The organism is Prochlorococcus sp. MIT 0603 (assembly GCF_000760215.1).
In the GTDB taxonomy this organism is placed as follows: domain Bacteria; phylum Cyanobacteriota; class Cyanobacteriia; order PCC-6307; family Cyanobiaceae; genus Prochlorococcus_E.
The window spans coordinates 367,909-385,549 of record NZ_JNAW01000004.1 but is presented as its reverse complement, the minus strand read 5'-3'; the positions used below and the strand labels follow the sequence as shown (position 1 = coordinate 385,549).

At 36.2% G+C, this 17,641-nt stretch carries 17 protein-coding genes and 1 tRNA gene; 6 read left to right on the top strand and 12 right to left on the bottom strand.

The annotated features are described in order from the left end of the window. Positions 1–94: 94 nt before the first annotated feature. Entirely contained in the window at positions 95–1,156 is a 1,062-nt protein-coding gene (locus EV07_RS08990) for an anthranilate phosphoribosyltransferase family protein (protein ID WP_036919642.1), read from the bottom strand. On the opposite strand from EV07_RS08990, the gene cobA reads away from it, so the two are divergent. Further along, on the top strand, positions 1,155–1,940 hold the full coding sequence (gene cobA, locus EV07_RS08985) for a uroporphyrinogen-III C-methyltransferase (RefSeq protein ID WP_036919640.1): 786 nt from the start codon (positions 1,155–1,157) through the stop codon (positions 1,938–1,940). The genes EV07_RS08990 and cobA overlap by 2 nt on opposite strands. Here cobA and EV07_RS08980 read toward each other — a convergent pair. The 7 genes from EV07_RS08980 to gcvT form a co-directional block, all read right to left on the bottom strand. Further along, a complete protein-coding gene (locus EV07_RS08980; RefSeq protein WP_036919639.1) occupies positions 1,937–2,779 on the bottom strand; it encodes an aminotransferase class IV in 843 nt (280 codons plus the stop codon). The genes cobA and EV07_RS08980 overlap by 4 nt on opposite strands. Next, entirely contained in the window at positions 2,776–4,113 is a 1,338-nt protein-coding gene (locus EV07_RS08975) for an anthranilate synthase component I family protein (RefSeq protein WP_036919637.1), read from the bottom strand. Before EV07_RS08975 ends, EV07_RS08980 begins: the two co-directional genes overlap by 4 nt. A 1-nt stretch (position 4,114) precedes the next feature. Further along, on the bottom strand, positions 4,115–4,810 hold the full coding sequence (gene queC, locus EV07_RS08970) for a 7-cyano-7-deazaguanine synthase QueC (RefSeq protein ID WP_275040938.1): 696 nt from the start codon (positions 4,808–4,810) through the stop codon (positions 4,115–4,117). A 33-nt stretch (positions 4,811–4,843) separates the two neighbouring features. Continuing rightward, positions 4,844–5,512 carry a 7-carboxy-7-deazaguanine synthase QueE gene (locus EV07_RS08965; protein ID WP_036919632.1) on the bottom strand — a complete coding sequence of 223 codons (669 nt, stop codon included), beginning with the start codon at positions 5,510–5,512 and terminating at the stop codon, positions 4,844–4,846. Continuing rightward, complete coding sequence (locus EV07_RS08960; RefSeq protein WP_036919629.1) at positions 5,509–7,173, bottom strand: CTP synthase; 1,665 nt, start codon at positions 7,171–7,173, stop codon at positions 5,509–5,511. Before EV07_RS08960 ends, EV07_RS08965 begins: the two co-directional genes overlap by 4 nt. Positions 7,174–7,236: 63 nt before the next feature. Then, positions 7,237–9,048 (bottom strand): aspartate--tRNA ligase, encoded by a 1,812-nt coding sequence (aspS, locus tag EV07_RS08955; RefSeq protein WP_036919626.1) that lies wholly within the window; start codon positions 9,046–9,048, stop codon positions 7,237–7,239. 71 nt (positions 9,049–9,119) lie between these two features. Next, positions 9,120–10,238 carry a glycine cleavage system aminomethyltransferase GcvT gene (gene gcvT, locus EV07_RS08950; RefSeq protein ID WP_036919623.1) on the bottom strand — a complete coding sequence of 373 codons (1,119 nt, stop codon included), beginning with the start codon at positions 10,236–10,238 and terminating at the stop codon, positions 9,120–9,122. A 133-nt stretch (positions 10,239–10,371) separates the two neighbouring features. On the opposite strand from gcvT, the gene EV07_RS08945 reads away from it, so the two are divergent. Then, entirely contained in the window at positions 10,372–10,596 is a 225-nt protein-coding gene (locus tag EV07_RS08945) for a hypothetical protein (protein ID WP_036919621.1), read from the top strand. Between the two features lie 77 nt (positions 10,597–10,673). On the opposite strand, the gene speB is transcribed toward EV07_RS08945, so the two are convergent. The 3 genes from speB to mazG form a co-directional block, all read right to left on the bottom strand. Beyond that, positions 10,674–11,552, bottom strand: coding sequence for an agmatinase (speB, locus tag EV07_RS08940; RefSeq protein ID WP_036919618.1), 879 nt, complete (start codon positions 11,550–11,552; stop codon positions 10,674–10,676). Continuing rightward, on the bottom strand, positions 11,536–12,408 hold the full coding sequence (speE, locus tag EV07_RS08935; protein ID WP_036919615.1) for a polyamine aminopropyltransferase: 873 nt from the start codon (positions 12,406–12,408) through the stop codon (positions 11,536–11,538). The genes speB and speE overlap by 17 nt, the downstream gene beginning before the upstream one ends. 77 nt (positions 12,409–12,485) lie before the next feature. Continuing rightward, complete coding sequence (mazG, locus tag EV07_RS08930) at positions 12,486–13,274, bottom strand: nucleoside triphosphate pyrophosphohydrolase (RefSeq protein ID WP_036919836.1); 789 nt, start codon at positions 13,272–13,274, stop codon at positions 12,486–12,488. Between the two features lie 188 nt (positions 13,275–13,462). On the opposite strand from mazG, the gene EV07_RS08925 reads away from it, so the two are divergent. Both EV07_RS08925 and EV07_RS08920 read left to right on the top strand, forming a co-directional pair. Then, positions 13,463–13,534 (top strand) — tRNA-Val (locus EV07_RS08925). A 19-nt stretch (positions 13,535–13,553) separates the two neighbouring features. After that, on the top strand, positions 13,554–13,901 hold the full coding sequence (locus EV07_RS08920; protein WP_036919613.1) for an AIR synthase: 348 nt from the start codon (positions 13,554–13,556) through the stop codon (positions 13,899–13,901). A gap of 100 nt (positions 13,902–14,001) precedes the next feature. On the opposite strand, the gene EV07_RS08915 is transcribed toward EV07_RS08920, so the two are convergent. Continuing rightward, complete coding sequence (locus tag EV07_RS08915) at positions 14,002–14,253, bottom strand: hypothetical protein (RefSeq protein WP_036919611.1); 252 nt, start codon at positions 14,251–14,253, stop codon at positions 14,002–14,004. Positions 14,254–14,317: 64 nt separating this feature from the next. On the opposite strand from EV07_RS08915, the gene EV07_RS08910 reads away from it, so the two are divergent. Further along, a complete protein-coding gene (locus EV07_RS08910; protein WP_036919609.1) occupies positions 14,318–14,773 on the top strand; it encodes a hypothetical protein in 456 nt (151 codons plus the stop codon). 65 nt (positions 14,774–14,838) lie between these two features. Continuing rightward, a complete protein-coding gene (locus EV07_RS08905) occupies positions 14,839–17,640 on the top strand; it encodes a valine--tRNA ligase (protein ID WP_036919608.1) in 2,802 nt (933 codons plus the stop codon). Position 17,641: the final 1 nt, after the last annotated feature.

Sequence of the window (17,641 nt, the reverse complement as noted above, 5' to 3'; positions counted from 1 at the left end):
GACGGAGAACTTTCAATTATTTTACAGACTTTGTTTAATTACAGTATTGATTATTTTCTGATAAGTAAATTTTTCATCAGCTAAATGCTTAAAGTTAATTATATTTCTTTCTCCACTTAATTAATTTTTCAAGAATTTTCTTTGCTGATCCAGATTTAATGGATTGTTTTGCTTGATTAACCCCTGATAGAATATTTTTTGATTTTCCTGTAAACCATAAATAAACCCCAGTATTCCATATAACAGATTCATATAAAGGGCCTTTACCATCTAATGCTTCTAAACTTTCTATCCTCCACTGATTTATATTACTATACTTTAAATCCTTACAGTCGAATGAATAATCTTTAGGATTCAGTTTTACTTGAAAAGCTTTATTACCTTTATAATGTGTTGCTTTAGATATCTTGCCAATTGGTAAATCTATTCCACCTTCAAGTCCTTGGATCATTAAAATATTATCTTCGCCTAATATTTTAAATGTTTTAATATGTCTATTTTCTGTTGGTGGATGAACATATCCTGAGATTAATAAATGTTTTCCTTGATGAGCTGACCATATTAATTCCATGCTTGCAATTGGTGGTCGTTTCCCCAGATCTTCTCGATAACTAATAAGAGACTCTGCTAATGGGAAATGATCTTGTTGGAAAATCATTGCTAGTCCATGTTCATCAAACCCTCTTTGTACTTCCTCTATGCTTAGGTTTTGCAGAGATAGTCCAAGAACTTGAAATAACTCATTTGTTGTGACTCCATATTTTGGTGGCATTCGTCCTGATCCCTGAAGAATGACTGGTTGTAAAGAATCAAGAAGCAATAGGGTTGTTAATGGATAAATAGGTGATGTTTTTGTTCTGCCATCAAATGGTATGCCAAATGAAATTGGAGGATGTTTGTCATTGCTTGAAACTATATTTGGACCTAACTTGATGTATGTATCTACCATTCCAGCAAGTTCTTGAGGCTCTGGTCTGCGAATGCGATGTGCTATTAGAAATGCTCCAATTTGAGCAGGACTGGGTTCATTAAGCAGAATTAGTTCTAATGCATCCGCTGCTTCTTCTCTTGTCATGCCTCGACTTGTCTTTTCACCACTACCTATTTTTCTTAAGTAGTTTTTAAAACGTTCTCGATTAGCAGATGTTTTGTTCATGAAGCATAAACAGAAAGGAAGTGTTTACTTGGTAGGTGCTGGGCCAGGCGACCCTGATTTATTAACTTTGAAGGCATATAGGCTCCTTAGTCAATGCGATACGCTTGTTTATGACGCGTTAGTACCTAAAGAAATCTTAGAGTTGGTTAAAGATCAATGTAAATTATTTTTTGTTGGAAAAAAAAGAGGTCATCATTCGACTCCTCAAACAAAAACTAATGCGCTTCTTTTAGAGTTAGCAGGCAAATATAAATCAGTTGTTCGTTTAAAGGGAGGCGATCCTTTTGTGTTTGGACGAGGTGGAGAGGAAGCGGCTTATTTACAGCAACATGGAATTTCTGTGCAAGTTGTTCCAGGAATTACATCTGGCGTTGCTGCTGCGGCTTACCTTGGAATTCCATTGACTCATCGCCTTGCAGGTAGTTCGGTTACTTTTGTCACTGGTCATGAGGGTATTGATAAGCAACGACCTTTTGTGAATTGGAAGCGTCTTGCTCAAGCCAGTCCAACTTTGGTGATTTATATGGGAGTGCATAATTTGAGATATATTGTTCAGGAACTACTTGATTCTGGTCTCCCACCCCAGACTCCATCAGCGGTTATTCAATATGCCACTGTGATTGGACAACGTTCCTTAACAACTTCATTAGATAGACTAGTTGAGGAAGCTGAGCGTAATGAATTCAGCACACCTTCAATAGTGATTGTTGGCGAAATCATAAAGTTCCAAATTAAAGAATGTGTTTTACCACCTTCGAATGCTTCTATGCCAAAGGAGTTTTAGTTCTTATTTGTTATTAGTGATTGCCAAAGTAGCTCAGCTCCATCATACTTTTTTAGATTATTGTCATTTAATTTAGTAAGTGGATGACAGCTAAGACTATTAATTAATAGCCATATATCATTTGGTTCTGGTTTAGGTGAAATTTTTGCTTCTTGAAACAATCCAGAATTTAAACCTTGCTGTCTCATGATACCAGGAAGACAACCACTCTCTTTGCGTGGAGTTAACCATGAACCGTTTCTTTTAATAAGAAGATTGGCTGTTGTTCCACAAGCAATTTCACCACTTGTACTTAGCAATAAAGCATCATCGTAGCCTGCAAGATTTGATTCATTACGAGCTTGGATAGATTGACAATAATTGAATGTTTTACATTGACTTAACCTACTCTTAGCATTACGTTGTTCATGGCGACTAATTATTGTTGATACTGGCTTAAAGCACGGACTATATCTATTTAGCTCTAACCAAAACTTATGAGATGATTTTTTCACTCTTGTTGGGAACTGAATGCCTCTATTATTATTTGTACCTCGACTCCAATTCAGACGTAGCACACCATTGCCTTTAATTAATGATGTACGATTGATTGCTTCTTTAATGAGTGGTAACAAAAATTCTTTATCTGGGGGTTCAATCATTCCAAGTAATATTGCGCTTTGTTTCCACCGCTCTATATGATCATCGAGTAATTGAGGAGTACTTTGCAGGATTAGAATTGTTTCGAAAAGTCCATCGCCAAGAGTTATTCCACGATCATTCATTGGTAGTTTCACATCATCATTATAAATCCAGTGACCATTAATCCAACAAGTTTTTATAGCAATATTTTCTTTCATTCTAATGCTTCAATTAGAGGCATAATCTTCCATTTTAACTCCTCTGTTTCTGTGTATGGATTCGAGTCAGCAACAATACCACAACCTGCATTTAAACGAAGGCTTTCTTTATCTATCATTAGAGACCTAATGAGGATATTGCTATCAAACTGACCATCCCAATCCAAATGCAATAATGATCCACAGTAGGGACCTCTAGCAATTGGCTCGAGTTCGTAGAGACGTTGGCATGCTCTTATCTTTGGAGCACCAGTGATAGAACCACCTGGCCAACAGGCCTGTAAAAGATCTACCCATGTTTTGTCGTCATTGAGAGTACCTTTAATTACAGATGTCAAATGATGGACTTGAGTGTAGCTTTCTAAATCAACCAGTTTTGTAACTTCGATTGTTCCCGGTTGACAAACTTTTCCAATATCATTTCTGAGTAAATCGACGATCATAATATTTTCTGCTCGGTCTTTTTCATTTGTGATTAGGTCAGCTGCTAGAGCGGAGTCTTTTTGCGGATTTTTATGTCGAGGTCTTGTACCTTTAATTGGCCGTGTTTCTATTTCGTTGTTAGGTAATACTTTTAAAAACCGTTCAGGCGAAGTAGAAATAATGGCTTCTCCTAGAGAGTCGCCTGTGGCTACAACTACTCCAGAGAAAGGTGCGGGGCATGACTTTCTAAGTATTTGAAAAATTTCAATAGCTAAAACATTTTTAATTTTTTTTGCCTTACAACAAGCTGATAAATTAGCTTGAAAAATATCCCCTTTTTCAATATATTTTTTTAATATTTCAACTGCTTTGATAAATTCTTTTTGATTAGTTAACCACTCCCATTCACCTTTAGATATTTGAAATGATTTCTTAGAAAGATTTTGAGTCTTTTCAGTAAGTTTATGATTTAGATATAAATCTTTTAGGACTTTGCTTAAGTCTGAGAATCGTTTTTTTGACGAACCTTCTAGCCATAGTTCTTTTTTATATAAATCGAATTTTAAAACTGGGTCATGTCTGGCCATCCACAAAGTAGCCATCGAATCCGTTTTCCAAGGATTAGTGGGTTCAATCCAGGCACCTGCTTCATAGCTAAGCCATCCACACCAATGTCCGGTGTCTATACTTCTTAATAACTCAAAAGGGTTAGACGATAACGGATTTTGTGGCAAGCCTCGACTACTAAGATATTCAATTGGATCTACCGCTAAGATTATCCATCTTCCATTTTTGCTGTTATCACTATCTAACCAAATGAGTCCTGGCTCCCCATAAATTTCTATTAATCTTTTTGCAACCAGAAGTGGGTCAACCCAGTCATGAAGCTCTCTATATAGGTTGTTACTCATCCTAATTATTGCTAAAAGATTTGAAGTAACCTATTTTATTGAGGGCTTCATTGCGAATTCGACAGCTATCACATACTCCGCATGGTTTTTCCCCGCCGTTATAACAGCTCCATGTGAGATTTATTGGAACATTTAATCTTATAGCTTCTTGAATTATTTCTACTTTATTCCAATGAATTAATGGTGCCCATAAATTAATTCCATTTCCTTCTCTGCCAGCTTTATTTGCAAGATTTGCAAGTTTCTGAAATTCCTCTAAATAATCTGGCCTACAATCAGGATACCCTGAGTAATCCATAGCGTTTATCCCTAGTACTATTTGATTTGCTTTTTTAGCTTCAGCAAGACTAAGACCAATAGAAATAAATACCGTATTTCTTCCAGGAACATAAGTGTTAGGAATGACCCCTTCTAAAACACCATTACTAGGAATTGATTTTTTAGGGTCAGTGAGAGAAGATCCCCCCCAGGTAGATAAATTGATATCAATAATATGATGCTCTATTAGGTTAAAGTAATTTGCCAGTTTTTTAGCGGCATTAATTTCTCGCTTATGTCTTTGTCCATAGTTAAATGATAAGCCAATAACTGTTTGCCCTTTCTCTATTGCAAGAGCAGTTGCTGTTGCAGAATCTAGACCGCCTGACAGTAATGCAATAGTTTTAGAAGATTTTGTGCAAGACATTCTTTTTTTTATTAACAGATAACTATAGTTAAAACTTTTTAGTTTTCAAAGTACCCCTAACCATTTATGGGCTTGAACACTTAATCTCCATTTAGGATGACTTTTTATATATTGAATTGTTAACTGTTTTCCTTTTTCGCTGTTCCATCCAGGTTGGAGAAATAGATGAGGTATAAGTGAATCTTTGGAATCTTTAGACTTGCTTTTTTTTGCAATGAGTGATTGTTGAGCCATTTCCTCAGCAAAAATCAAGTCTTCTTCTTGATGAATGACTATCTTTAATTCGTCACAAGCTCTTAAAACAGATTCTTGAGGATGTAAATGACGTTTTGGGGATAGTGTAATCCAATTCATTACCCCACTCAATTGATAGACACCACTTGTCTCAAGATGTATAGGTATTCTCTTTTTATTTTCTGCAATAGTTGAATGCATGATTGCTTCACATAGTGGAGTGAGATTGTGATGTAATGGCTCCCCTCCGGTAATCACAAGAATAGCTGCACCTTGGGACTGTGCTTGTACAGTTTGTTTGCAAAGTTCTGAGATTGTTGCTGTTTTATGTGTTTCTGTCGACCATGATTCCTTGGTGTCACACCATAGGCAGCCTACCTCACATCCTGCAATTCTAATAAAAAAAGCACTTTTGCCAAAATGAGTACCCTCTCCTTGAAGAGAGTGAAATGTCTCAACTATGGGTAAGTGACTCGTCAAGTTTCCCCTTTTACCTTTTGGAAAGTATTCCTTGTTTGATTTAATGCTTCTTGTGGTGTCGTTGGTAATCGTAGTTGTGCAGCCTCAATTAATCCTTTAAATAGAGGATGAGGTTTACCTGGTCTAGATAAGAATTCAGGGTGATATTGGCAAGCTGTAAAGAAAGGATGTGTTTTTAACTCTATTAATTCCACCAAGCGACCATCTGGTGAGGTCCCACTAATAGTGTACCCAGACTCAAGAAAGAGATTGCGATATGAATTATTAAATTCATATCTATGTCTGTGTCTCTCATATACGACTTCTTCTGCATAAAGCTTTTGCCCTAGTGTGCCAGGTACTAATCGACATGGGTATACTCCCAGTCTCATTGTTCCTCCAAGATCCATTACATCTTGTTGTTCAGGAAGCAAGTGAATCACGGGATGTTTTGTGTTTTGCTTTAGTTCTGAACTTGTGGCTTCTTCTAGTCCTGCTACATTACGTGCCCATTCAATTACTGCACATTGCATACCTAGACATAAGCCTAGAAATGGAACTCTTTGTTCTCTTGCCCATTTGATTGCACTAATTTTTCCATTGACTCCTCTATTTCCAAAACCACCAGGTACTACTATTGCATCTACACCCCTGAGGAGAATTTCGGCGCCTTCTTTTTCTATTCTCTCAGCAGACACCCATTCAATATTCAGAGAAGCATTACAGCTTATGCAGGCATGTCTTAAAGCTTCGACTACTGAGAGATAGGCATCATTTAATTGAATATACTTTCCTACAAGAGCTACTTTTACTGATGGCCCAGGGTTCCTTAGTTGATGAATTAGTCTTTCCCACTCGGCTAAATCACATTCATGATCTGCTAAGTCAAGAACTCTCAGCATTTCTCTGCAAAGCCCCTCTTCTTTTAATGATAGAGGAACTGAATAAATACTGTCTGCATCTAATGCAGGAATAACTGCTTCATTATTGACGCCACAAAAACCACTAATTTTATTTTTTAACTCTTTATTAATAGTTCTGTCGCTTCTGCAGACTAAGACGTCCGGTTGAATTCCTATTGAACGTAATTCTTTTACGGAATGTTGTGTTGGTTTAGTTTTTATTTCTCCAGAAGTATTTATATAAGGTAAAAGAGTTACATGAATGTAAGCAAGATCATTATTTCCGACATCACTTTTAAATTCACGAATTGCTTCTAGAAAAGGAAGTGATTCAATGTCCCCTACAGTTCCCCCAATTTCTGTAATCACAATATCTGCATGGCTATTGGCAGCTACGCGATGTATTCTTTCTCTTATTTCTTTTGTAATATGAGGAATTACTTGTACGGTTCCACCTTGGTAATCCCCTCGTCTTTCCTTGTTAATTACAGATTGATATATTGATCCTGTCGTTACGCTATTCAGCCTGGTCATTGCTGTGTCAGTAAAACGTTCATAATGCCCTAGGTCTAGGTCTGTTTCCGCACCGTCTTCAGTGACAAAGACTTCCCCATGTTGAAATGGGCTCATTGTTCCAGGATCCACATTTAGGTATGGATCTAATTTCAAAATGGATACGCTATATCCTCTTGATTTGAGTAATCGTCCAAGACTGGCAGCAACAATTCCTTTACCAATACTTGATACAACTCCCCCAGTGACGAAAACAAATTTTGTCATTAAGTTTTTTTGTATGCTTTAAGTTAACTCGATCTTGAATAAGACCAAGAAAATTAAATGAATTTATTTATTCTTGGCTAATGTGCTTGTTATATGAAGTTCTTTTAATTGTTTTTCTGATACTTCAGCAGGTGCCTCGGTCATTAAGCATTTTGCTTGTTGAGTTTTAGGAAAAGCGATTGTGTCGCGAATTGACTCTTCCCCAGCTAGCAGCATTACAATCCGATCTATTCCAAAAGCAAGTCCTCCATGAGGCGGTGCTCCCATTTCAAGAGCTTCTAAGAGAAATCCAAATTGTTTTTTCGTTTCATTCAATGGCAAACCTATAGTCTTTAAAACTGATAGTTGTAGCTCAGAATTGTGAATACGTATCGATCCTCCACCTAATTCGAGACCATTTAAAACAAGGTCATATGCTTGTGCTCGAGCGGTTGGCAGATTTTGTTCCCAAGATTTTTGTTCACCTAGATCATTATTATTTGGAGCACAAAAAGGATGGTGTAGAGCCTCAAGCCGGTTTTCATCTGAATTGAATTCAAACATTGGGAAATCAATTACCCAAAGGAAGTTCCATGCTTCTTTTGCGACTGAAATTAGATCTAAATCTTTAGCAAGGTATTGTCTGATTTTATCAAGTGTTTTATTGACAGTTATTGTGTCACCTGCTCCAAAAAGAATTAGATCACCCTCTTCTGCATTGGTTTTTTCTAGAAGTTCTTTTTTCTGAGAGATGCTTAAGTGATCTTTTATTGCACCTATTGTATCTATTTCTTCATTTTCACGAACTCGTATAAAGGCAAGTCCTTTTGCTCCTGCTTTTTCTGCCTCTCCAAAAATATCACCACCTGGTTTAATTCTCACATTGCTAATGGATTTATTACCTCCTTTGACAGTGATAGATTTTACACAACCTCCAGAAGCAATTGCTTGTGAAAAAACTTTGAATCCTATATTCCTAAGAATTTCATTTAGATTTATCAGTTCCATCCCATATCGCATGTCAGGCCTATCAGTCCCAAAACGTTCCATGGATTCCTTCCATGTCAATCGAGGAAAAGGAATAGGAAGATCGATCCCTTTTGCTGCTTTCCAAATTGACGCGATTAACTGTTCATTTAAATTAAGAATTTGCTCTTGATTCATAAAGCTCATTTCTAAATCAAGTTGCGTGAATTCAGGTTGTCTATCTGACCTCAAATCTTCATCACGAAAGCATCTTGCTATTTGGTAGTAGCGTTCAATTCCCCCAACCATTAATAATTGTTTGAATAATTGAGGAGATTGTGGCAATGCAAAGCAGTCTCCTTCACATACTCTTGATGGCACTAGATAATCTCTTGCTCCTTCAGGAGTAGAGCGAGTTAAAATAGGTGTTTCAACATCTAGAAAACCTTCTTTATCTAAAAAATCTCTTGCTGCTTTTATTACGTTATGACGTAATTGAAGATTTTGCGTCATACGCTCTCTTCTGAGATCTAAATAGCGATATCGAAGTCTTAATTCTTCTTTTACTGTTTCTTCATCATGTATGGATACGGTGAAAGGTAAGTTGCTTTGGATTTCATTTAATATTTTTAAATCTTTTGTTAATACTTCTATTTCACCAGTTTTTAGTTTTTTATTAATTGATTCGAGAGGCCTAGATTGAATGATTCCATTGATTTGTAAAACAGTCTCATTCCTGAGACTTTCTGCAATGGAAAATAAGTCTGACCCTTGATCAGGATCGACTGTAATTTGGATCGTCCCAGTTTTGTCTCTTAGATCGATAAAAATCACTCCTCCGTGATCTCGACATCGATCTACCCAGCCACAAAGTTTGACATTGGAGCCAATGTGCTTTTTGCGCAGTTCTCCACAGTAATTGCTGCGCATAGTCAGGATTTATGTATACAGAATGAGTTTCCCATAATGAATGTTTTGAGTTTGTAAAAACCTGATTTATGTCAGGAAACTCTGCGATAAAAAGGTTTTTTAATAACAGTTGCTAGATGCATTTGATTTCGGATTTTGATGTTTACTTTTGTTCCTAATTTTGCTAATTCTATTGGTAAATAAGCAAGAGCAATACCTTTCTTTAATGTAGGAGACCAGCTTCCACTGGTGATTTGACTTATTAATTGCCCATCATGTGTTATTGGATAATTTTTTCGTGGTATTGCTTTCTCTTCTAGTTGTAAGCCAATCAATTTTTTTTTGATACCTACTTGACTTTGTTTCATAAGAGCTTGTTTTCCAATAAAGTCTCCTGGAGTTTCTAGATGCACCAACCATCCTAAACCAGCTTCAAAGGGCGTTGTATTTTGATTGATATCATTTCCATAAAGAGGCATTGCCGCTTCAAGTCTCAATGTATCTCTTGCTCCTAATCCACATGGCATGACTCCGTTTTCAATTAATTTGCACCATAATTTGATGCCTGGGTCTTGTTTTAAGAGGATTTCATATCCATCTTCCCCTGTATAACCAGTTCGGGCAATGAAAATTGATTCAACTGGCTCATTTTTATTTAATTTATATTGAATTACTTTATGACCAAATCGAGGAATACTACAGATTCGTTGATCCAAAGCTTTACTGAGCTGATTTTGCGATTCTGGCCCTTGTATAGCAATTAAGACGCTATTTTTTTTAGCATTTGTAATTTCAACATTGCTTTCATTTAGGTTTTTCTTTATCCAACTGATATCTGCATCTATGCAAGCAGCATTTATCACTATTAAAATTTGCTCTTTGTTATCTTCATCAGTTCCTAGGTCATAGACAATGAGATCATCAATAATTCCTCCAGCTTGATTGAGCAAGAGTGTGTAGCATGCTTCTCCTGGTCCGATACGGTAAAGATCTGATGGAACTAGTTTTTGTAGAGCATCTTTTGGATTTATCCCTTTTATTAAAAAAACACCCATATGAGAAATATCGAACATGCCTGAATGATTTCTTACCGAATAATGTTCGTTGATAAGCCCTGAGAATTGAATGGGCATTCTCCATCCTGAGAATTCAACCATGCGCCCACCTTCATTTAGACAAGTTGTGTATAACGGTGTTTGTTTTAAGGTCATTATTGTTTTTTGCCAATTTTAGCCATTTGGCATACAGGAGCAGAACTTAGAAAAACTATACAAAATATATATTTTCTTATTTGTGGCCTGATTAGAAAATTTTAACTAATCTATGATTCTTAAGGCATTCCTTATGTCATTCAAAAAATGTTGCAAAACTTGTAAATACAACAGTAAGCCTCAATCAGCTGCAAGTAACATCTGCTTACTTCGGAAAATAATAGTTCATTCGGAAATTGCATCATATGCAATTTGTCATCATTGGGACCATAAAGAATCATCTTTTTCAATCCCTGATGAAAAAACAATCAATTCTGATACTCAATTGGATTTTGATAGAGAATTAGTTATCAAGTAATCTTTAATCTTCTTTTGTATTTAGCAATGAATAAAAATATCTTTTACTTTGAAAGAAAAAGATGATTGACTAGTATTTTATATAGCTTGGTTAAGCAACATAATTATTGATCTTGTTGCTTTTGCCGCAAGGATGCTACTAATACCTGAAGGATCAAGTTGCGGCGCTAATTCAACAATATCTGCACCTATAACATTATGTTTCTTGATAACATCAATCACTGCAGCAAAATCTTGCCATAGAAAACCACCTGGTTCTGGTGTTCCCGTTCCTGGCATAATACTGGGATCAAACCAATCTAGATCAAGGCTAAAGTAAATAGGTTTCCCAATATGCTCTTTTAATACTTGATCAAGTTCATTAGCTGGCTCACCAAAGATATGCTTAACTAATCTATTTTCATTTTTTATTTCTAATATTTCTTCTTTTGTTCCACTTCTTATTCCAACTTGCAAGATTGTTTTACTAGGAAGGATTTCAAGGCATCTTCTCATTACACAAGCATGGTTATATTTTGATCCTAACCATTCATTTCTAAGATCTGCATGTGCATCTAGTTGTATAAGAATTACATTTGGGTAGTGTTTGGAAGCGCTTTGAACAGCACCACTGGTAATAGAGTGTTCTCCCCCTAGTACAAGCGGTTTTGATTTTAGTGAATAAATATAATTATTAGCATCAAAAACTTTTTGAATTACAGGCTCTGGTGCTCCAAATGAGATTTCTAAATTACCTAAATCTGCATAATTAATTTCATCAAGATCCATATTTAACTGTGGACAGAACGTCTCTATTCCATTGCTAACATTTTTAATCGCAGAAGGCCCAAACCTAGCGCCTGGCCGGAAAGATGTTGTCCCGTCATATGTAACACCGTAAATTCCAACTTCGTAATTATTTAAATCCCTTTTTGCTCCCATATAAATAGAGCCTTCGGTATCAAATTTTGGATTCATGATTAAACTCTCTTTCAAGATTTGCAGGAATAGCATCAAATGAGCCTTTTTGCCACCTAGGGCTCCATATCTCACATGTTTCTTGTATTTGATTAGCTCTTGATTCAAGAGGTTTGAGATATCTTGGGTGATTTATGGAGGCAAATGTCCAGCTCCACCAACCACTTGGATATATAGGCACACTTCCATATAAAGGATCTGCATATTCAAAGATTTCACGAATTGTCTTTACAGTATCAATGTGAATTTTTCTAAAAGCTTCTGGAGACTCACTTTGCGATGCAAAAACACCATCAGGTTTAAGAATTCTATGACAATTTTGGAAAAATTCTTTGTTAAATAAACCTTTTGCTGGGCCTTTAGGGTCTGAACCATCAATAATGATTGCATCGTAATAGTTTTCCTTAGAATTTTCCACCCAAGATATTCCATCTTTGATTTGTAAATTAAGTCGCTTATCTTTCCAACAATTGCCTCCAATATTACTAAGGTATTCTTTACTCAATTCAATTACCTTACTATCAATTTCAACAAGATCTAGTAGTTTTAATTCTGTATATTTGAGACATTCTCTAGCTGAACCACCATCTCCACCTCCAATTATCAAAACATTATTAAGTTCCTTTGCGCTTGTTAATGCGGGATGTGTTAAACATTCATGATATTGCTTTTCTTGATATTCAGCGGTCATCCAGCAATCATCTAAGAGCAATGCTTTACCGTATCGATTAGTTTCAAATATAGATATTTTTTGAAAATCGCTTCTCGCTTCGATCACTTTTTTAGACTTAAGACCATATCTTACGTCTTCTTGATATTCATCTTTCCACTTATTAAATAAGTTTGATAATTGCATAAAATAATTCATGGTTAATTCATTTAAAATAGATAATGATAGTTAAGATGATATTTAATAAAAGCCGTTACTTGTTCTCATATAATTTTTCGGTCTATTTTTGATAGAGATTGGATCTCCACTCTATTTTTATTAGAATCTATATGATTGAATCGATTTAAGAAGAACCTATTTGATTTGTTGAGAGATTCTTCTGGATCTAATTTATGTGAGATAGCAAAATTAATAAGGGAAAATAGTAGCTTGCCTAAGATATTGCTAGCTTCTTTTATATTTTCTTTTTCTATTTCATTTTTTAAGGAGGTAATTTCTCTTACAAGTGTTTCCCATAAATCTTCTTTCTTATTAAGCTCTATTCCATTGTCAATACTCTTTTTAGAAATGTATATCGATCCATTGAGAGCAGCTTTGGATCGTATTTTTTTTAATAATCTTTCACTAAACGTGTAGTCTTTTGTTGCCTCTCCTCGCTCTATTTTTTTGATATCTTCCCAAATTTTCTCAACTTCTTTTAAACTTTTTCTTTTATTCTCCTGAAAAACATGTGGATGTCTCCTTATCATTTTTTTAGTGGCTGATTTTGCGATATCTTCAAAGCAAAAGTGGTTACTTTCTTTTGCTATTTGTGCATGAAGGACAACTTGCAATAATAAATCGCCAAGTTCGTCGCAAAGATCTTCATTATTTCCATATTTAATGGCATCTGCTACTTCATGAGCCTCTTCAATTGCATATGGAATTAATGATTTATGGTTTTGCTTTATATCCCACGGACAACCATGATTAGGGTCCCGTAGCTTTGCGACTATTTCTAATAATTCGTTTATGGCTTGATCAGATTGGGTTTTTTTAATTTTATTAGTCATTTATTGTAATCGGATGCTTATAGAGAATTTTTTCATTTTTTGAGGCTTTGTCCTGTGAGGATCTTCTGAATTTTATTTCATCTCATCCGTTTAGACTAATTTTATTGTTCAAATTTTTTTACTATGCCATTAATTTTCAACACTTAGTCATACCTAGGTTTATTCTTATTAAGGCACAATTGTATAACGGGCGATTAGCTCAGCGGTAGAGCGCCTGCCTTACAAGCAGGATGTCCCTGGTTCGAACCCTGGATCGCCCATTTGGTCAATTAAGGCAAGATGCTCAAGACTTTTGGTTTAACTATTACAGCAACTGCAGCTGCTGAACTTGTTCGACAGTCAACTTTTGCTGGTTCACCAGGTTTAATGCATATTGATTTATTGCCTGATAGTTTTGGTGAAGGCTGGTTATATATTCGATTGAGATCTGGCCATCAATCTGGAGTTCCGATTGCTAGAACTGATGGAATAACCCTATATGCTCCATCAGATCAACTGTCTTTGTTAGAGGGTTTAAAACTTGATTATTTTGGAGATTTAACTGGGGGTGGTTTTTTGATTAGCACTCCAAAAGGAGCACAGGCAAGTGGATGTGGCACAGGTTTTAAATTAAATCTTGATAAGTAATACTGGAATTTAAGGACGTTTATAAGTATTTATAACGTGTAACCTATTCCTATTAACTTAATATTTTATCTTCCAAGTTTAATTAAAAACTTTTAATCTTTTACTCTTCTGGGAACAGTAATGATGCCAATTCCTCTGCATCCACGTCATACACTCTTGCTAAACTTGTCTCTATAGCATTAGTTACGTCACCAGATAGGAATCTCATTGCATTAATTGCATCATCTGCTATGTCTTCTGTAAGAAGCTCTTCTCCATTTGTTAGTTTCTTATCATTGATTACAGCCATTACCCAGCTTTGATAGGCGTAAATCAAATCAGAGAACTCTAGTTCTGGGTCATTTAAATCCATGATTTTTAATTAATGTTTTAGGTGGCCATCAAATCTCATTTTATTAGAAAAAGAAAATGTTGTTATGAAAAAAACTATTCATGCAGATATTCAAGCGAAAACCTTTGATTTTGCCTTGTCTGAGTTGGTCCGAAATCAAAGAACTAGTTTTGAGCCGATGTGGACCGTGGATAGTTGGGCGAAGTTCTTGATATGGTTGTCTTTAAATTGTGGCTTTTCAGGGGAGAGAGAAAGCCTTCAGATTTTTGCTGATGCCTTGGGATTACCTTTAACTATTCGTATGAGAAAGATTTTTTTTGAAAGAACATTAGAAGAACTTGGCCTCTATATTTTGGGAGATCCTGCAGAAACCAAGGTATTCGTGATGCCTATAGAGCTTGATCAACCATTGATATATGAAAAATGCAGAGAGGCATTAGAAATAACTGGCTTGAGTTTGAGACTGAGTTCTGATTCCAATACATGGTTATTACATGATCAATTAATTTCAATTCCATGGAATTCCTCAGAAAGTGGCTAATGATTCTTACAAATACTCAGATTTTCATTAGGGTTTTCTTATATGGTTTGAATTAATTTATTTTTGTGAAAGAGCAGTCAGCTAAAGATGATTTAGGAAATGCAGCGGATGTATTTTCTAACAGATATGACCCCGTAGCCACAGAGTCTCGTTGGCAAGCAATATGGGATGACTTAGCTGCTTTTCATCCCAATGCTAGTGATGAAGGCGAACCTTTTGCGATTGTAATTCCTCCTCCCAATGTCACTGGAAGCTTACATATGGGACATGCTTTTAATACTGCTTTGATAGATGCAATTGTAAGATTTCAGCGCTTGCAAGGAAAAAATGTTCTGTGTTTGCCTGGAACTGATCATGCATCTATTGCTGTTCAAACAATTTTGGAAAAGCAATTAAAAGAAGAAGGGATTACTCGAAATCAATTAGGTAGAGATGCTTTTTTAAAGCGAGCATGGGCATGGAAGTCGGAAAGTGGTGGTCGGATTGTTCAGCAATTACGTCGTTTGGGTTTTTCAGTTGATTGGCAAAGAGAAAGATTTACGATGGATGAAGGACTTAGTAAGGCGGTTTCTGAGGCTTTTGTTCGTTTACATCAACAAGGTTTGATTTATCGAGGAGAATATCTTGTGAATTGGTGCCCAGCCTCAGGTTCAGCGGTGAGTGATTTAGAAGTAGAGATGAAAGAAGTTGATGGCAATCTTTGGCATTTTCGCTATCCCTTGATAGATGTATCTTCTGATGATGCTATTTCGTATCTTGAAGTTGCTACTACTCGTCCTGAAACAATGTTAGGGGATGTTGCCGTTGCCGTAAATCCGTCGGATAAAAGGTATCAAAAGCTTGTTGGTAAAAAACTTTTATTGCCATTTGTAGGACGTGAAATTCCTGTGATAGCAGATGATCATGTTGATAAGACATTTGGTACAGGCTGTGTAAAAGTTACTCCTGCTCATGACCCTAACGACTTTGCTATTGGTCAGAGACATGATTTACCACAGATCACAGTAATGAATAAAGATGGAACTATGAATGCAAATGCTGGTCCTTTTGATGGACTTGATCGTTTTGAAGCTCGAAAAGCAGTAATAGCAGCACTAAAGGAAAAGGGAATGCTGACTAAGGTTGAACCATATAATCACACGGTTCCTTTTTCTGAAAGAGGCAAAGTACCGGTAGAGCCGTTACTTTCAACGCAATGGTTTGTTCGTATGGAACCAATGGCAGATCGTTGTCGTTCGTTACTTACGAAAGACCAGCCACGTTTTGTCCCATATCGCTGGGCAAAAGTTTACAGTGATTGGTTGACTGGTATTCGTGATTGGTGCATTAGTCGACAATTGTGGTGGGGACACCGCATACCTGCGTGGTTTGTTGTGAGTGAAACAAATAATGAGGTCACTGATCAGACCCCTTATATAGTTGCTCGTAATGAGGTAGATGCATTAATACAGGCTCAGCAAAAATATGGGGATAATGTAGTGATTAAACAAGATGAGGATGTTCTAGATACATGGTTCTCTAGTGGTTTATGGCCTTTTTCGACTTTAGGTTGGCCAAATGAAAAGGATGTTGATTTTTCACGTTGGTATCCTACGAATACTTTAGTAACAGGATTTGATATTATTTTTTTCTGGGTAGCGCGAATGACAATGATGGCAGCTGCTTTTACCGACCAAATACCTTTTTCTGATGTTTATATTCATGGCTTGGTTAGAGATGAATACAATCGTAAAATGAGTAAAAGTTCGGGGAATGGAATAGACCCACTGCTACTAATTGATAGATATGGAACTGATGCACTTAGATTTGCTTTAGTTAAAGAAGTTGTCGGAGCAGGTCAAGATATACGGTTAGATTATGATCGTGCTACCGATACTTCGCCAACAGTTGAGGCTGCAAGGAATTTTGCCAATAAACTATGGAATGCAACTAGGTTTGCTTTAATCAATCGCGGAAATATTCCTTTTGAAGAGATATATGGTGATATAGATTATTTGAATTTAGAGCCATCAGATAAATGGATTTTATCAAGACTGTCCAAGGTTAATTTGGAGACATCTGAAAGATATAAAAACTATTTACTTGGAGATGCTGCTAAGGGTTTATATGAATTTGCTTGGAATGATTTTTGTGATTGGTATGTTGAGCTAACTAAACGTCGACTTTCTTTAGGAGATTCTCCTACAGAGGGTCAGTTGATTGATCGTAAAAACTCGCAAATGGTGATGTTTAAGGTGTTGAGAGAGTATTTTGTAATGCTGCATCCTTTAATGCCACATCTCACGGAGCAGCTTTGGCATGCGGTGACAGGGTGCCCTGTTACAAACTTGCTTGCATTGCAATCTTGGCCAAGGCTGGATGAAAAATTATTAGATCAAGAGTTAGAGTTATCTTTTGCAGAGTTATTTGACTCAATAAGGTTGGTTAGAAATCTAAGAGCTGAAGCAGGCTTGAAACCATCGCAAGAGGCTCCTGTTCGATTTGTGACGAACAATCAGTCTCTTTTAAATTTACTACAAAAAGCTATTCCTGATATTCAAGCACTTACAAGAGCGAGCGAAGTAGAGGTTATCCATCCTAAAGATATTGTCAGCAAATTGCATTACAAATCTTTAGCAGGCGTTTCTGGTCAGTTAGAAGTGATTTTACCGATTGAAAACTTAGTAGATTTAGATGCTTTGCGAATGCGTTTAGAGAAAGATTTAACTAAGGCTGAAAAGGAAATTTCATCCCTCTCAAATCGTTTAAGTAATTCTAGTTTTCTTCAGAAAGCACCAAAGACAGTTATTACCGAATGTAGAGATAAGTTAGCTAATGCAGAATCTCAGGCTCAGTTGGTTCGTCAGCGTATTTTAGGTTTAGAGTAAG

Bases quoted from the DNA above. Each gene is read 5' to 3' on its own strand.
- cobA (WP_036919640.1), top strand. From the start codon at position 1,155: ATGAAGCATAAACAGAAAGGAAGTGTTTACTTGGTAGGTGCTGGGCCA.
- EV07_RS08990 (WP_036919642.1), bottom strand. From the start codon at position 1,156: ATGAACAAAACATCTGCTAATCGAGAACGTTTTAAAAACTACTTAAGA.
- EV07_RS08980 (WP_036919639.1), bottom strand. From the start codon at position 2,779: ATGAAAGAAAATATTGCTATAAAAACTTGTTGGATTAATGGTCACTGG.
- EV07_RS08975 (WP_036919637.1), bottom strand. From the start codon at position 4,113: ATGAGTAACAACCTATATAGAGAGCTTCATGACTGGGTTGACCCACTT.
- EV07_RS08960 (WP_036919629.1), bottom strand. From the start codon at position 7,173: ATGACAAAATTTGTTTTCGTCACTGGGGGAGTTGTATCAAGTATTGGT.
- aspS (WP_036919626.1), bottom strand. From the start codon at position 9,048: ATGCGCAGCAATTACTGTGGAGAACTGCGCAAAAAGCACATTGGCTCC.
- gcvT (WP_036919623.1), bottom strand. From the start codon at position 10,238: ATGACCTTAAAACAAACACCGTTATACACAACTTGTCTAAATGAAGGT.
- EV07_RS08945 (WP_036919621.1), top strand. From the start codon at position 10,372: ATGTCATTCAAAAAATGTTGCAAAACTTGTAAATACAACAGTAAGCCT.
- speB (WP_036919618.1), bottom strand. From the start codon at position 11,552: ATGAATCCAAAATTTGATACCGAAGGCTCTATTTATATGGGAGCAAAA.
- speE (WP_036919615.1), bottom strand. From the start codon at position 12,408: ATGCAATTATCAAACTTATTTAATAAGTGGAAAGATGAATATCAAGAA.
- mazG (WP_036919836.1), bottom strand. From the start codon at position 13,274: ATGACTAATAAAATTAAAAAAACCCAATCTGATCAAGCCATAAACGAA.
- EV07_RS08920 (WP_036919613.1), top strand. From the start codon at position 13,554: ATGCTCAAGACTTTTGGTTTAACTATTACAGCAACTGCAGCTGCTGAA.
- EV07_RS08915 (WP_036919611.1), bottom strand. From the start codon at position 14,253: ATGGATTTAAATGACCCAGAACTAGAGTTCTCTGATTTGATTTACGCC.
- EV07_RS08910 (WP_036919609.1), top strand. From the start codon at position 14,318: ATGAAAAAAACTATTCATGCAGATATTCAAGCGAAAACCTTTGATTTT.